Consider the following 15930-nt stretch of genomic DNA (forward strand, 5'->3'; position numbering starts at 1 on the left):
CACACATTAGTTCTGCTAATAGGGGTACCCCCATCACCATCAAGCTAAGAAATGCAAATACCTCAAAACGAAAAAATGAGCATTTTGTTACAAGTTAGTACAAAATTTCGTTCTGGGGGGTACTATAAAATTTTAGCTTGATGGGTATGGGGTATCGCCACATGCCCATCAAGTTAACAAAAGCGAATACCCCCAGGACGAAATTTTCGTACATTTTTGACAAAAAACTGCTTATTTTTTTGTTTTGGGAAGTATCCGTTTCTTAAGTTGATGGAGTTAATGGTGATGTGGCGATAAATACTATAGGTTTTATGTGTGTACCTATGTGAATCGCTCCCCTTACATTCATAAAATGTAGTTAGACATAGTATTGAGAGTATTCCTTGTGATAAAACGACATTGAAACAGGTCTTTCTTTACTACTTCAAACAAAAAAGTTTTGAAAGAACCTACTGAAGTAGAGATAGTTTTATAAAATTCATTTGTAGTGTTATATAGAATCAAAAAGGATATTTATACCATATTTGAATTGTTTTATGTTAAAATTATTCTGAATATTAATATTATTGTCAGGAGGATTATAAATGCTTACACCAGAACAAATCTCCAACTTATTTAGAAACTTTTCAGAAAAAGAATGTAAAGGGTCGAGCGATTTATATGAAAATTTATCATTAAGAATTGCAGAAGATGAGGAAATTCTTGCATTAGTGTCACATGCACAAATTGGTCAGCCTATTCCAAATTTATTATTTGGTGCCGTTCACTATTTATTATTGAAAGGCAACAGTCATGTATTAAAACAATACTACGGTAGCCTCGTTTCAACTCCAGAAAAAGATTTAGACCAGGCATTTCACCATTTTAAAGATTTTTGCCAGCTTCATAGAGAAGAAATTATTGCTATTTTAAAAACGAAGTTAGTACAGACAAACGAAGTAAGAAGATGTACATATTTATATCCGAGTTTTTGCTATATGTTTAATAAAGTTAATAAACCTTTAGCATTAATTGAAATCGGAACAAGCGCTGGTTTACAATTATTTTGGGATCAATATTGTTATTCGTATGGGACAGAGAAAGTGTATGGTAACATAAATTCTAAGGCTCAATTAAAATCGGAAATAAAAGGTGAAAATCAACCATTTCTTTTACAACAAAGCCCTCCTGTCACAGAAAGAATTGGACTAGATTTACATATAAATGATTTGAATGATGAGGAAGATTATTTATGGTTACGCTCGCTCATTTGGCCGGAGCATAAAGAAAGGCTTGAAATGTTCGATCATGCAGCAACTTATTTAAAAGAACAATCAGTGAAACTTATAGAAGGCGATGGGGTATCTCTTCTTTCTGAAATTGAAGAACAAATTCCAGAGGATTCAGTGATTTGTGTTTTCCATACACATGTAGCGAATCAAATACCAGAGAGTGAAAAGCATAAACTAGTAAAGCAGATTAAAGAAATTGGTGCGAAACGAGATGTTTTCCACCTTTACAATAACATGTGGGATAGAGATCTTCATCTTGATTATTTTATTAATGGTAAAGAATACAATGAAACGGTCGGAGAAACGGACGGTCATGCACGCTGGTTTAGCTGGGGATTAGAGAATAAATCTTTGTGCTAAATTTAGATGTACAGTAATATTTTTAAAGTAGTTGGGGTCACTATATATCACTATCAATCTAAGATAAATTTATATCCATAATTCACAGAAAACGTTATTCTTTTTGTAGAAATATACAGAAAGGATGGCGTTTTTTTATGAATCTATCGATTCAAAATGGGTTTCATTTGTTCGCCGAAGAACTACAGCGATATCTATCTCCATATGTTCTTCAACAACTCGCACAGGAAACAGGGTTTGTAAAACGTAAAAGTAAGTATGGCGCACGCGATTTGGCTGCTTTATGTATTTGGATTAGTCAACATGTAGCAAGTGATTCTCTCACTCAATTATGTAGTCAGCTTTATGCAAATACAGCTACACTCATAAGTCCAGAAGGACTGAATCAACGCTTTAATCCAGCAGCTGTCGCATTTCTTCGAGAAGTTTTTACTTCTCTTCTCACACAAAAACTCTGTTCAAATCACTCACTTTCTGCACATATAATCTCTACTTTCAATCGTATCCGTATTCTAGATGCAACAGTGTTTCAACTGCCTGATCAATTCGCCACTGACTATCAAGGTTCAGGTGGGAGTAGTAATAAGGCAGGCGTGAAAATCCAATTGGAATACGATTTACTTAATGGTCAATTCCTTAACGTGCAGCTTGGACCAGGAAAAAATAATGATAAAACATATGGTACCATCTGTCTTAGAACCGTAAAAGCAGGCGATTTGTGTTTACGTGATCTTGGTTACTTCGATTTAGGAGACTTACAAGCCATTCATGATAAAGAGGCTTACTATATCTCGCGGTTGAAGTTGAATACACGCATTTATATCAAGAACCCTGAACCAGAATACTTCAACAATGGTACGTTAAAAAAGCAAACAGAATACATCCAGCTTGATATGACACAAATGCTGTCTGGTCTAATCCCTGGTGAAACGATGGAAATCCCCGAGGCATACATTGGCCAAAATCAGAAACTTCCAGCACGTGTCATTATCCATCGTTTAACCGATGATCAAACACAAACACGTCTGAAAAACCAAGCGATACGTGAAAAGAAGAAAGGCATTGTCATGAAGGATAAAAGTAAACGTTTAATGGGCATGAATGTATATATTACGAATACGTCACTAGAAGAAGTACCGACGAACTACGTGCATTCACTATATTCACTTCGTTGGCAGATTGAAATTTTGTTTAAAACGTGGAAATCATTCTTTGAAATTGATGAATGTCAAAATATAAAAAGAGAACGCCTAGAGTGCCATTTATATGGACAACTCATTGGCATTCTCCTCTGTTCTTCTACGATGTTTCAAATGCGTCAGTTTCTGTTTGAAAAGAAAAAGCAGGAGCTGAGTGAATATAAAGCGATTTATATGATTAAAGATTACTTTCCATTACTGTTTCAAGCGATATCCGTTGGCACAGAAGAACTTTTAAAAATTCTGCATCGCCTTTATCAACTGCTCAAAAAGAACGGCCGTAAATGTCATCGGTATAAGAAGATGACCGTCTTTGATATTCTAGGGATTGTGTATAAAACGACAGTGAAGGATAGACAAGCTGCCTAGCGAAAAAATCGCGTTTTAATAGGCTTCTTTAGCATGCCTACTTTTTTATCACTTGCTAGTTTTAAAACAAGAATCATTTCGTATCTAGTAATTTATTTGATTAGCTTGATGGGCATGGGGTATCGCCAGCATTTCGGAAAAAAACCACGCTAAGCAAAAAATAAAATAAGCCATCCATATGGACAGCGTATTTACATAATTATCGTTATTGGAAGTTGTATGGATTCCCCTTCATTTACAGGCTTTGATATTGTTTGTTAAAACAGGTAATCCTAATTTCTCGGTCTTGGAATTGGATGGGCGTACTTGAATTTGTACTCCTTTCATTTCTGCTGTAATAATATCAATTCTCCCCGCCCAAGTAGGACCATCATCTTCTTCAGAAGGATACAGTTTGAATCGCCAACTAATTTCTTCTGGAATGAAGGCAAAACCTTCGTATGTATCATAATTACCCAAAGTGATTGGGTCAGGTAGGTGTACACCCAAAATACTTATGTTTGTTCGTGGAAAACTTGCTGTTAACTTCACCTTATAGACCAAAGCAACCCCTTTGGCATTCTTGTCTGCTTTATTGAGTGAATTTAGTATAACACTACATGGTAGGGATGCAGATGCATCTGCCTGCGCTTGATACGGGCTTAAAATAATGGTCATACACATTACTAATATCACGATAAACTGTCTCATAAGTTCCTCCAAAGGTTTTTTAGGTTAGTTTGCCTTTACAGGATTTTAATTATGAATACTTATTCATGACTGATTAACATTACGTCTCATTATCGGGAGTCAATATAATTTAGAGACTATCAAGAGCCCTCCAGTTTAATTGATCTGGAGGGCTCTTATGTTTACATAATCAAGTGTTATCAGAAGTAAATACATGTGTTTTGCTTAACATTGGGTAGATGAAATAAGGGAATTAAGCACTGATTTTAATTGTTCTCTCGTCGTAGGATCTAGGATTTCTGCTTTACTATTAATCTTGGTTCCTACGACACCAATTTGTAAAGTGCTTTCTTTTGGGATATTTGCTTCAATCATTTGTAATGTGAGCATTATTGATTCGTGTGCTTTATCTCCACCTGTAATACGTGAAGAAGCACTAATAACAGCTACTGGTTTATTCATAAATTCTCCCGATGATACAACCCAATCAAGAGCATTTTTTAGAACTCCTGGAACTCCCCTCGCATACTCAGGTGTACAAATTATTACACCATCAGCTAGTTTAAGTTGTTCACGTAAGTCCTTAACTGAAGCAGGAGGATCATCTGTATCTGCTTCAGGACTAAAGTATGGGAGATGTTCCAATCCTTCATAAAATTGAAAATCAATATTTTCCGATTTCAGATTAGAAATAGCATATAAAACGTTTGTATTGGAGGAATTCTTCCGTAGACTTCCTGAAATAGCGAGTATTTTTATTCTGTTTTCATTCATAGTATCATCCATTCTATTAACTACAAATTTGATTTTTAAATTTCCACCTTTTTCAAATTCCTTAATATTCCATCCTTCATAATTATACTGCTTTTGAAATGTCGTGTTCAACTAATTTGCTCCATCAGTTGAATAAAGAACCCTTTATATTTTATTCATGTCAAGTTTACATAACGTCCTATTATCGGTAGTTTTAAAAAAAGCCAATCCCTTGATGTAGAAGGGATTGGCTTTTGCCTGTTTTCTTACGATATACACTTTTTATACATCGTTGATCTACCAGGCTTTTAGAGAGATGTAGCTATTTAAGGATTTCTTTTCTTTGCATATAATCCTGTATATAAATTTGAAGAAGTTGTGTCAAATAAACTAGTTTATTTGACACAACTTAAGGTCTTACCTTGTGAAAAACCAAATAGCAAATAATATAACAGCGCTTACTAAGTAAACGAGCAAACTATTCCCAAGGTTCATTTTCCGTAGTAGTTTAAAATCACTTTCCCATCAACCTCAGCGTGTTTTGCTAATTGTAAATGATGATGCTTTGTCATTAAAATCAGACAAGTTAAATACCTTTTCACCGTTCGTATCATTATTTAATTCTTTTGTTTCTCCACCATAGTTAGCATTTTGATAAAGTAAAACTTTCGTATATGCACCTACGATTACCGATGAAGCCATATCGTTAAATGAACTACCAATTGGACTATTATCAAATGAAGGGCGAGAGATTGTTTCTGTATAATTATATCCTGAATTTCCAGCGTTTTCGTAACTATGTTGTAAAAACGTTACACTATGCGCTGGAAGCTGATCAATCTCGTACGATGATATTCTATTATCAAAAGTAGTTAGGTCGTACGTTTTTACATAATCACTATCATTTATAACAGTATGTCTGTATCCAGATTTATTTGAATCTTCGTAAATCACTAATCTTGTATGTGGCTCCAATGCTACACTAGAGATTTTATCATCAAAGTATGAACCTCCTGGACTATCTCCCACCCAATTTCTTGACATTGTGTCTATATATGATTGACCTGATCCGGATGGATTTTCATAAAACGTTACACTGTGAGATGTTGGAGTCGTAGTACCTAATTCAATAATATACGATGACATTTTGTTATCAAAAGAAGTTAAATTTATTAGTTGATCGACATTTGTAGTATTTGTATAGACAGAGGAAGCTCCACCATAGTTTGCTTCCTCAAAAACGGTTAGTTTTGTACCTGGAGTTAGTTTCACGCTTGAAGCTCGATCATTAAATTCGTCCCCGCCAGGACTGCTGGACATAAACTGTCTGGATAGGTTTGTTCCTCTTACAGTATCTCTAAAGCTTTGTCCATTTCCATTTAACTCGTCATAAAACACCGCATTGAAATAAACTGGATAAGCATTGTATCCATCTAAATGGTACACAATGTAAGAAGAAGTTTTATCATTATAAACTCCATTCGCTATTGTACTGAGGTTATAGAAAACATCTTGGTCTGTATTATTTGAGAGATAATACGTGGAGCCAGTATAGTTTTCTCCATCATAAATTCTCAATTCTGTTCTAGCTGCCAATGTCACACCTGATATATTTTTATTAAACTTCCAGCCACCAGGACTATTATTCACACTGGATCTGGAGACAGATTCAGTATACTCAGCTCCAGTGTTCTTTCCATTTTCATAAAAAGTAACACTATTGGAACCGATATCCTCAATTTTATAAGAAGAAGTTTTATCATTGAAACTTTGCGTTAGGTCGAAAAATTTATCTGCATTCGAAGCATTTGTAACGATATAAGACGCACCACTAAAATTTTCACCATCATATAATGTTACTTTTGTATTCTTTCCCACAGTCAAACTTGAGATTGTATTATTTAAATTTGAGCCACCAGGACTACTTCCAAAATTGTTACGTGAATACGAATCAGTAAATTTCGTTCCAATACTTGGATCTTGCACATAGAATGTTACATTATTCTTTGAACTTGTAGCTGCTTCAGCTGTACCTACAGAATTTGATAAATTGATAAAATTTCCTAATACTGCAGCTAATGCAACTAAGATTACTAGAAATTTTTTTCTCAATTTACGCATTTTTTCGCCTCCTAATTTTAAGAAAAATAGAATTATTTAATTAGCAAGGATACTTTCAAAGAGGTCCCACCTTCTTCATCTTATTTCGCTAATCAAATTCCTAAGCTTTATCACTAAAGTGAAAAAGTCTCAACTAAATATTACCATTTTTCAAGTGATACCTTATTGAGAAAAAAATCAAGAAATTATATTTATATTTTGGTTTTAAGCTATTGTTTCACATCAATTTGATGCAATTGTGTCTAAACGTACAATTTTCTTTTTTTGATATGGTGACCCCTTGCAGATATCTTGGCAGTTCTCATTCAGCATTCTATAGAAAAAAGTAATAAAGATAATAATCCTGAAAAATATATTTTTATTCGCTACAAAGGTAAGCCATTTAATCAAAAAACTATTCGTGATCACCTAAATAAATTAGCACGTAAAAATAAAATTCTCGATGAAAATGGAAATATTTTTTATTTTAAAATCCACCAATTTCGTCACACATATGCTGTCAAAATGTTAAACGGCGGTGCAGATATTCTAACAGTACAGGAGTTATTGGCTCATGCTTCTCCAGAAATGACATTAAGGTATGCAAAACTTTTAGATGATACTAAAAGAAAAGTCTTTGAGTCAGTCATAAAGCAAGGTGTTTTTAGCTTTGAATTAAACGGTGAAGTACAGGAAATTAAATCAGGAGAAGATATTCCAACAGACATATTGGATGCATTATGGCAAGACCACAAGCTAAATGCGATGGACAACCCTTATGGAACGTGTCACGCTCGTTTAAACAGAAACTGCCCTCATATGGAAGCCCCGCCTTGTCTAACTTGTGGTGATAATCAAACTCCTTGTAAAGACTTAGCGGTGGGTTTTTCAGAGTTAGATAAACAAAAATATGAACTTCACATTAAAACCACTACGAAAGCAATTGAAATAGCAAAACAACGTGGTAGAGAGGATATTGCGGAGAGGAACCAAAAAAATCTACAACGTTACCAAAATATTTTAAATACCCTCCAAGATGGAAATGTTATCTTTGGTAGACAAGATCGGATGAAACGAAAGTTAGGTGTTAAAAATGTCTGAATATGACCGTTCTACACATTTGAAAGAGATTCACGCCAACCGTAAGGCTAACACTTATTAGAAGGTAGATGAAGCCATTAAAAGGCTTATAAAAGCTAATGAAAAGATAAACTTTAACAGTGTATCCAGTGAAGCGAATGTATCAAAAGCAACACTCTATAACAACAAGGACTTCCGTTCCAGAATCGAAACATTACGAAATCAACAATCACAGGCACCTACACCGAAACAAGTAAAGCGAGAAATGAATGAAAGCAATAAGGATGCACTTATAGCATCACTTAAAAGAAAAAATCAAAAGCTGGAAGTGGAAAACAAGCAATTAAGGAAACAACTGAAAGTAGCTTACGCAGATATTTACAACAAACTATAAGGGGTACCACCACATGCCCATCAAGTTAAAATCTCATATTACCTCCAGAACGAAAATTTTGTGCATTTTGCTCGTATTTATTGTTTTGGGGAAATTCATATTTTTAGCTTGATAGCGATGTGGTGCTACCCCACATCCATCAACTTAAGGATTTAGACTATTTTTGAAGTTAAAAGCACGTTACTATTTTCTTATGTGAATGAGAAAGGGTGATGTGCTTTTTATGAATATGAATCAAAAACAAGAATTATCTTTATTCGCTGAAGAGTTATATCGATATATGTCTCCCGCTACACTTAATCAATTAGCCATAGAAGCAGGCGGGATGAAACGAAAACGTAAGTGCCACGGGCACCATTTCTTATCTTTGTGTGTATGGCTTAATCAACAAGTCGCTACTACCTCTCTTACTCAACTATGTAGTCAATTAGAAACTTCAACAGGAGTTTTATTAAGTCCGGAAGGACTTAATCGGCGATTTAACTCGGCTTCTGTAGCCTTCTTTCGAACGGTGTTTACTACACTTCTACAAGCTAAAATTGGAGGCGTATCTAAGATTTCTCATTCTCTTTCTTCCTACTTTGAGCGCATTCGCATCCTTGATTCTACAACCTTTCAAGTTCCAGATCGATTCGCATCCACTTATCCTGGTGCCGGAGGATGTAGTCATAAAGCTGGTGTGAAAATTCAACTAGAGTATGACTTGTTAAGTGGAGAATTTTCTGATGTGAAAATTGAACCAGGAAAACGAAGTGATCAGGCATATGGTGCGACTCGAACAGGCATGATACAAAAGAATGAGCTGTATATTCGTGACTTAGGATATTTTCGTCTACAAGACTTTCAGTCTATTCAAGACAAGCAAGGGTATTATTTATCTCGTCTTAAGTTACCAACTAAAATATATAGAAAAGAGTTCGAAACAGTGGTATTTAAAACAAAACCCTCTCAATTAAAACCGGTATATATACAAATTCATTTGGAAGACATTATGAAACAATTACAACCTAGCCAAGTGTATGAATTACACGATGTATATGTAGGGAGTAAAGACAAACTGCCTACTCGTATTGTAGTTTATAGGTGTACCGAGGAGCAAAAACAGAAACGCCTACATGACCGAGCTATTCGTGAAAAGAAAAAAGGAATTACATATACAGAGCGCACGAAGCTTTTACAAGGTATTACGGTATATATGACAAACATTCCTACGGAATGGGTACCAAAAGAGAAAATCTATGATTTATATTCATTACGTTGGCAAATTGAGCTGTTATTTAAAATATGGAAATCTTGGTTTCAAATTCATCGTTGTAAATCTATTAAACAAGAGCGATTAGAATGTCATCTTTATGGGCAACTCATTAGTATTCTACTATGTTCTTCTACTATGTTTAAAATGCGAGAACTCCTATTACGTAAGAAACAGAAAGAGCTAAGTGAATATAAAGCGATGTACATAATTAAGGATTATTTTTCACTTTTTTACCAAGCATTACACAAAAACACCCAAGAATTATCAAAGGTTCTCCTTCGTCTGTTTAACCTCCTACAGCACAACGGACGAAAATCTCATCGATACGAGAAAAAGACAGTCTTTGATATTTTGGGTGTTGTCTATGAGTATACCACTTCCATTCATCAGGTAGCATAATTATAGTGAAAAAATTGTAACCCTTCGGGGTTTATTTGATATGCCTACTTTTAGGATATCTATAAAAAATAATGAAAAACTACATGGAAAGATCCGCCTTTGTATAAACATATACCTTAAGTTGATGGATGTGGGGCGGTACCCCTTCTACATGATTCTTCATCGTAATTATCATAGTAGCGAACTCCTGGTATAACTGTTGAGCAATGATAACAATTTAAATCTCTTGTTCCTCCTGGATAGGTAAATTCATAATCTCCTAGCCCTTTTCTCCCCATCTTATATTCAGAATCCCCGACCACTTTAAGTATATTTTTAAAGCCGCAATGAGTGCATATTATAGGAAATCTATCTGTCCTACAGTCGGAGCAATCACAAGGCCTCCCCCAATCACAATTTGGCATCAAATATCCACCTTTTTCTTAATTAATTTTTAATATTTACATTATTAAAATATACACCTATACGGTAAAATATTCCATTATCGATATGTAGGTGAAGGACCACCAGCAAAATAAAAATTCGTATACTAAAAGATTTCTATGTTATTAAAAATGATATATATATTATTGATATCGGTAACATATATTATGTTTTTTAATTGATACTAACTGTTAAATAGTATTTATTTTTCGAATATTCTTTCGATTCGAGTTATACTAAGAAAAAGAGTCAAGTCTCCTTTAGGCTATATGTATACAAAATAACCAATTCTACCTTACAAGAATTGGTTTTTTGTAATTTATTTGCTATAAATCATGCAACAAGTTTACGCTTTGCAATCCCTTATCAAAATCATTTTATGATATACTCTTACAGTGAACGTAACAGTGACAAGTCTCTTCTATGTGTAATATCTTGTCACTGATCTTTTCTCTTGTGTCTTCTTCTTGCATCGTAAAAGAAAGAGCCACAATCCCAGCCATTGGGGATTGTGGTTCTTTTACTATCTTGGTTGTTTATTATGAATTTCCTTTCAAAATAAGCTCAACTTCTTCTATACTTAATTTACTTGCTTTTGCAATCGTTTCAATTGGTACACCAAGTTCATTCATACCTTTAATCATTTGAATTTTCCCTTGCTGAACCCCTTCTTGAATCCCTTCTTTTTTCCCTTCATTACGAGCATGGGCAAATTTTGCAGCTTCATCCATCAACGCTTTTTCCCTTGCTTCATATGCTTGTCGGAAAGAAGAATCTTGACTCATACGTTCCCATTTATTCATCGCTTTTTGTAAAATTGGGTCTTGGTTCATCGCAATATCCTCCAATGTTTGGGTTAATTGTTCATCCTCATTCGCTGGAAGCAATAACAACCAACGAACAAATGAATCTTCCCAGGGATTTACTTGTTCATTACGCCACTGTTGCATGAGCTTTGGAATCTCTACGATGTGAACTTCAATATCACTACTTAATATTTTCTGTTGTTGCTGATTCCATAGGATTCCGGTTGTATGGAATGCCTCATATTCAGGAAACATAACGAAATTTAATAAATTGATCGTAATTGTTTTATGAAGAGAGCTATATGGCATTCCTTTTTGAAGTTGGGATGTGTATAGCCTTCCCCAATAATACAGGCTTCTTTTAATCATATCATGATTATTATTCAATTGAATTTCCACATTTACCTTTGTTCCTGTATCTAATGTCGCTGAAATATCTAAAATTGATAATTTATCTTCCTCATGTTCTCGGTGTAAGTGCGGGTCTTCTAATTGTAACGAAACAATAGGTGATTCTAAAGAATCCTGTAACATCGCATTTAAAAACGCAATTAGAATATCTTCATTTCCACTTGTGCCAAATAATTGTTTAAAAGCAAAATCAATGCGTAAATTCACTAATTGTTGATTGGACATGGGTTTTCCTCTCCCCATCTCATAAGATGTTTTTCTTTTATTGTACATAAAAGAGTGGTCCGCATGCAAACAAGCTCTTACGTAAATATACATAAAAGCCTACTTATAGCATTTGTTGTATAGAACGGAGAATTGTTGATTGTAAGAAAAACTTGAATTTATTATACAAAATAACACAATTGATTCAACAAATTCTTTCGGCTATTATCCAAATTTATCAATTTATAGAATATTTTTTCAAAAACATGATTCCCAAACTATACCAATTAATGTATGAGAAAATAAGGGATACAAGACTAGTGATGAAATACATAATATCTCGACTTTTTATATTATAAAAAAATATGAATGGGAGAATGATAGTATGTTGAAAAAGAAACTAGGTAAATTAGGTGTAGGAGCTTTAGCATTGGGTGCTTTAATCCCTTCAACTTCCGCTTTTGCAGAAGAACCAACAACACTTCCTACTAATGGGGTAAGTTATGAACAAACAAATTTATCACACACACAAGTCAGCGAAGATTTCAAAGTTGAAATTTATTAACTTATTATCGCTATTATAAATTTGAATTATATACGTATCTTCTTTAACTAGCTTTTTGTTTTTATCGGTTTTCATAGCATTATTTATATCTTGCTCAAGTCTTTTTGCATTTTCCTTTGCAGTTGATTCATTTCCAACTATAGGAGTATTGATTATAAGTGTAACTGGTCCGTTCGAATCTTTGCTATTACTTATTATGGTAGTTCCTTTGTACTCTGGTTTACTTAATAAATCATCTATCAGATTTAAACTAAGTAGTTCCCATCTATGCTCTTTTTTTGCTAATTTAACGTCTTCTTGGACAATATTAATTGTATAAGATGTAATTTTTTTCTTTTTTAATTCTTTATCGATTTTTTCCTCAACTTCTTTAGGTGTTTCTGTATCAGATATTCTAAGGTCTAAAAACTTTGCGGCATCATCTACTGTAGCGCTAAGAAAATTTTTATCATTTACTACATTATGAACCGTATCCAACACTCTAGAACCCTCACTTTGCGAGGCTTCTACACTATCAATTTGCTGACAAGAGCCTATTAACATGAGTGAAGAAAAAAGAAGCGGAACAACAAACTTTGATTTTTTCAATTACATCACCTCTCTATTTCTTTCTTTCATCATACACTAAATTTACAGCAAAAAGGAAAAACTGAGGTATAGAAATTCTATAAACGATGTGTTTTTCAATATATTATTTATTTTTTATAATTGTACATAAATCAGTGATTTACATGCAAACAAGCTCTTATATCCATTGACATAAGAGCTTGTTTGACACCATACATAATTAACAGATTAGTTGCGTTTCATAGAAACTGAAAGATTGCCTACTGTAAGAAAAATTCACATTTAGTATACAAAATACGAACAAAAATTCCAATACATAAATTCATAAAATATTGTCCAATACATTTAAATTTCTATCCAGTCCAATGATTCAAAGCACCATTTCGCTTCATTTCTTATCCAAACAAAAGGATTTGTGCACCACTTTTAAAAATCACTCTCCAACTTTCACACAATATTAGCTCATAAAGGGGTCTCGCCACATCACTATCAAGCTAAGAAAATACAACTGTGGCTTCGGAGTAAAGTCTAATTCTAGGGGGGATTAACACGTATTTTATAGCAAAAGAAAAGGATTCATTTTGGGTAAACTTTACTCAAAATGAATCCTTTTCTTTTTAAATAAACTTTCTGCTTTATAAAAAAGTTTGATAAAACTTTGCTCATGAAATATTTTAATGTATACGCATTTCGCTTAATTACGTAGTTTATTAAAAAATATTACGATAACTAAAAAGTTATTTAGTATCTTATAGCCCAAAGTTCAAATCATTGTTGGGTGTCTTTTCTCTTTTTAATAAAATACTTCTACTTCATACAATTACAGTACTATACTTATACTAAACCCATCATATCCCTTACTTCCTACAGTTTGTATTACCGTTGAGGATAGTTGCGGTTCAGATGCAAGAATATCAAAAAAACGACGAACTCCCTGAACACTAGGATCAGTACTAACAGAATTTACTATCTCTCCTTTTCGAACTACATTGTCTCCTATAATTACCGTGCCTTTTCGAGATAATTTAAGTGCCCACTTTAAATATTCCGCATTATTTTGTTTATCCGCGTCAATAAAAATTAGGTCAAATGGAGAAGCTCCCTCATTATATAAGTTCGACATTGTTTCAAGAGCAGGTCCAATTCTTACTTCTATTAAGTTAGATAGACCAGCCCTTGCTATATTCAATTTTGCAACTTCTGCATGATGGACTTCTGATTCAAGAGTAATTAGCTGCCCATCTTCTGATAAGGCGCGAGCTAACCAGATAGTACTATAGCCTCCTAAAGTGCCAACTTCTAATATTCTTTTAGTTCCTTGAATTAATGCTAGTAAGTGAAGAAATTTTGCCTGATTGGGAGAAACGTCTATTGCTGGTAAGTCAGCCTCAGCATTCGTTGCTAATATTTCTTCAAGAATGGAGTCTTTGGGTAACAATTGATTTGTAATATATGTATCTACCTCATGCCACTTCTTTAAATCTATCATTATAAAATCCCCTTTCATCTTTTACCATAATTTCAGCAAGAAAAAATTTCCTTGTTGTAATATACATCAATTCACCTCTATATTTAGTATACTTTGTTCAAAGTTGGAAAAAAGGGTCATAATTTAATAATAATTGTCCTCTTTTAATGTAAGTTTTGATTATATAAGACACACTGTTTCAAATAATATATGGGAGTAATGGCATGATAAATCAAAACTATGTAAAGGCACTATAAAAAACAGGCTATAAGGGGTATTTAATTACTGTATACAGGCTAAAGAAATCTCAGAAAATGTACGCATTGAATAGTTTCAAACCAAGAAAAATTTTATGAACATTCTAGTGCACATATTCAAACTAATCAGTTGCAAATTTGAAAATAAAAATATCCCTTTGGATGATCAAATCTAACGGGATAACATCGTTACTTTTATACAAATATCGCGACTTTATTTTAAATGTTGCATCTTTTTATAAGCATCGTAACTTTATTTCAAATTAACAACAGATGAAAAAGCCTAATTTCAAGCTACAATAACAAGAAATTAGGCTTTAATTATTTCATAAAGTATAGGTTACTTATTAAGGGGTGGTACCAGCTACAAAGTGTATGCTAATGACTGATAATAATTGAACCGTAGTTCCGAGTAAAGTTCCATTACTCACTGTTTTAGGAACTTTTCATTTTCTTACTCTACGGCCTATGTCAGCTGCGCTGGTATCAGTCCTAAATAAAGAAGGAAAGACCTTATACCTTGTCGTTATGGCCTTTCTTTTTTTCAATTATCGATAATGAAATATTGTGTAAACTTTGTGTATACATTATACAATCTATTCAACTGTTAATAGCTGTTCAAAGAAACCGCCTATTTCTAGTTCTCGATCAATAAAATGTATCTCCAGGATCCAATCCCGCGGTTGACCGTTCTTATCAAGTTCTCTCATGGAAACATCATTATCAATATGAATATAGTTCTCAACTTCTTCCCCTTGAACTTGTTCATGAGGGAACTCACCAATGAGATGACCAGCATGTGGACCTCCATATTCCCACCCATACTTTTTTGCAAGATCACAAACAAATGAGAAAAGTTCACTACCTGTGATTGTAAGATTAGATTGAAAGAAGGCTTTTCCTTCTTCCCAGGCTTGTTCAATATCATTACGTAGTTTTAATTTGACTGGATCTTCTCCAAGGACGTATGTCCTACCAAAATCAGCTTCCCAATCTTCAAAAATAGGACCGAAGTCAAGAAAAATAATATCTCCCTCTAGCACGGTTAAATCTGGTGGATTTTCTCTATAAGGATATAATGTGTTCTTTCCAGCTCGTACAATGCGTTTATGCCAATATTTTTTGATTCCGAACATTTGAAAAGCCAATTCATAAATTTCCCGATTGATTTGTTTTTCAGTTACACCACTACGTAGTATCCCTTTTTCTTCAATCGCTCTGAAAAGATCTTCGGCTTTGCATTCAGCTTCTCGTAAAGCTAAACGTCTTTTATCTAAGGATTGATTCAAAACTACATCTCACCTTTCATAATTATGTAATCTGATTAAATTATAGGATTTTAGAACTTCTATAATTTTTCCTTTGCGGTCTGTCTCAGCT

The 15930-nt window shown here is 33.7% G+C and carries 11 protein-coding genes and 2 pseudogenes; 6 read left to right on the forward strand and 7 right to left on the reverse strand.

From position 1 onward, the window contains the following. Nucleotides 1–584 precede the first annotated feature (584 nt). A complete protein-coding gene (locus tag B9A45_RS30555; RefSeq protein ID WP_016136153.1) occupies nt 585–1631 on the forward strand; it encodes a DUF2332 domain-containing protein in 1047 nt (348 codons plus the stop codon). Between the two features lie 137 nt (nt 1632–1768). Further along, nucleotides 1769–3199, forward strand: coding sequence for an IS4 family transposase (locus tag B9A45_RS30560; protein ID WP_084065842.1), 1431 nt, complete (start codon nt 1769–1771; stop codon nt 3197–3199). Nucleotides 3200–3430: 231 nt separating this feature from the next. Here B9A45_RS30560 and B9A45_RS30565 read toward each other — a convergent pair whose 3' ends face one another. From B9A45_RS30565 to B9A45_RS30575, 3 genes are all read right to left on the reverse strand, one after another. After that, nucleotides 3431–3889, reverse strand: a complete 459-nt coding sequence (locus tag B9A45_RS30565; protein ID WP_084065843.1) for a hypothetical protein — start codon at nt 3887–3889, stop codon at nt 3431–3433. 204 nt (nt 3890–4093) lie between these two features. Next, on the reverse strand, nt 4094–4642 hold the full coding sequence (locus B9A45_RS30570; RefSeq protein ID WP_084065995.1) for an NADPH-dependent FMN reductase: 549 nt from the start codon (nt 4640–4642) through the stop codon (nt 4094–4096). A 510-nt stretch (nt 4643–5152) separates the two neighbouring features. Continuing rightward, nucleotides 5153–6742 (reverse strand): hypothetical protein, encoded by a 1590-nt coding sequence (locus B9A45_RS30575; RefSeq protein ID WP_084065844.1) that lies wholly within the window; start codon nt 6740–6742, stop codon nt 5153–5155. Nucleotides 6743–7021: 279 nt separating this feature from the next. On the opposite strand from B9A45_RS30575, the pseudogene B9A45_RS30580 reads away from it, so the two are divergent. From B9A45_RS30580 to B9A45_RS30590, 3 genes and pseudogenes are all read left to right on the forward strand, one after another. Further along, a pseudogene (locus tag B9A45_RS30580) lies at nt 7022–7822 on the forward strand (tyrosine-type recombinase/integrase); the annotation flags it as partial. Next, nucleotides 7815–8195 (forward strand): annotated as a pseudogene (locus tag B9A45_RS33100) (DUF6262 family protein). The pseudogenes B9A45_RS30580 and B9A45_RS33100, both read left to right, overlap by 8 nt. 223 nt (nt 8196–8418) lie before the next feature. Beyond that, a complete protein-coding gene (locus tag B9A45_RS30590) occupies nt 8419–9849 on the forward strand; it encodes an IS4 family transposase (protein WP_142263115.1) in 1431 nt (476 codons plus the stop codon). Nucleotides 9850–10811: 962 nt separating this feature from the next. Here the strand turns inward: B9A45_RS30590 and B9A45_RS30600 are convergent. Beyond that, the gene (locus tag B9A45_RS30600; protein WP_084065846.1) at nt 10812–11714 is read right to left on the reverse strand and encodes an Rpn family recombination-promoting nuclease/putative transposase; all 903 of its coding nucleotides are present in this window, start codon (nt 11712–11714) and stop codon (nt 10812–10814) included. A gap of 364 nt (nt 11715–12078) precedes the next feature. Between B9A45_RS30600 and B9A45_RS30605 the strand changes: the two genes are divergently transcribed. Continuing rightward, nucleotides 12079–12258 (forward strand): hypothetical protein, encoded by a 180-nt coding sequence (locus tag B9A45_RS30605; protein ID WP_084065847.1) that lies wholly within the window; start codon nt 12079–12081, stop codon nt 12256–12258. Here B9A45_RS30605 and B9A45_RS30610 read toward each other — a convergent pair. The 3 genes from B9A45_RS30610 to B9A45_RS30620 form a co-directional block, all read right to left on the reverse strand. Continuing rightward, the gene (locus B9A45_RS30610; protein WP_084065848.1) at nt 12214–12846 is read right to left on the reverse strand and encodes a DUF4030 domain-containing protein; all 633 of its coding nucleotides are present in this window, start codon (nt 12844–12846) and stop codon (nt 12214–12216) included. The genes B9A45_RS30605 and B9A45_RS30610 overlap by 45 nt on opposite strands. A 799-nt stretch (nt 12847–13645) precedes the next feature. Further along, nucleotides 13646–14314 (reverse strand): O-methyltransferase, encoded by a 669-nt coding sequence (locus B9A45_RS30615; RefSeq protein ID WP_084065849.1) that lies wholly within the window; start codon nt 14312–14314, stop codon nt 13646–13648. 832 nt (nt 14315–15146) lie between these two features. Then, nucleotides 15147–15839 (reverse strand): M24 family metallopeptidase, encoded by a 693-nt coding sequence (locus B9A45_RS30620; protein ID WP_084065850.1) that lies wholly within the window; start codon nt 15837–15839, stop codon nt 15147–15149. Nucleotides 15840–15930: the final 91 nt, after the last annotated feature.

The organism is Bacillus sp. JKS001846, from assembly GCF_900176455.1.
GTDB classification, from domain to species: Bacteria; Bacillota; Bacilli; order Bacillales; family Bacillaceae_G; genus Bacillus_A; species Bacillus_A cereus.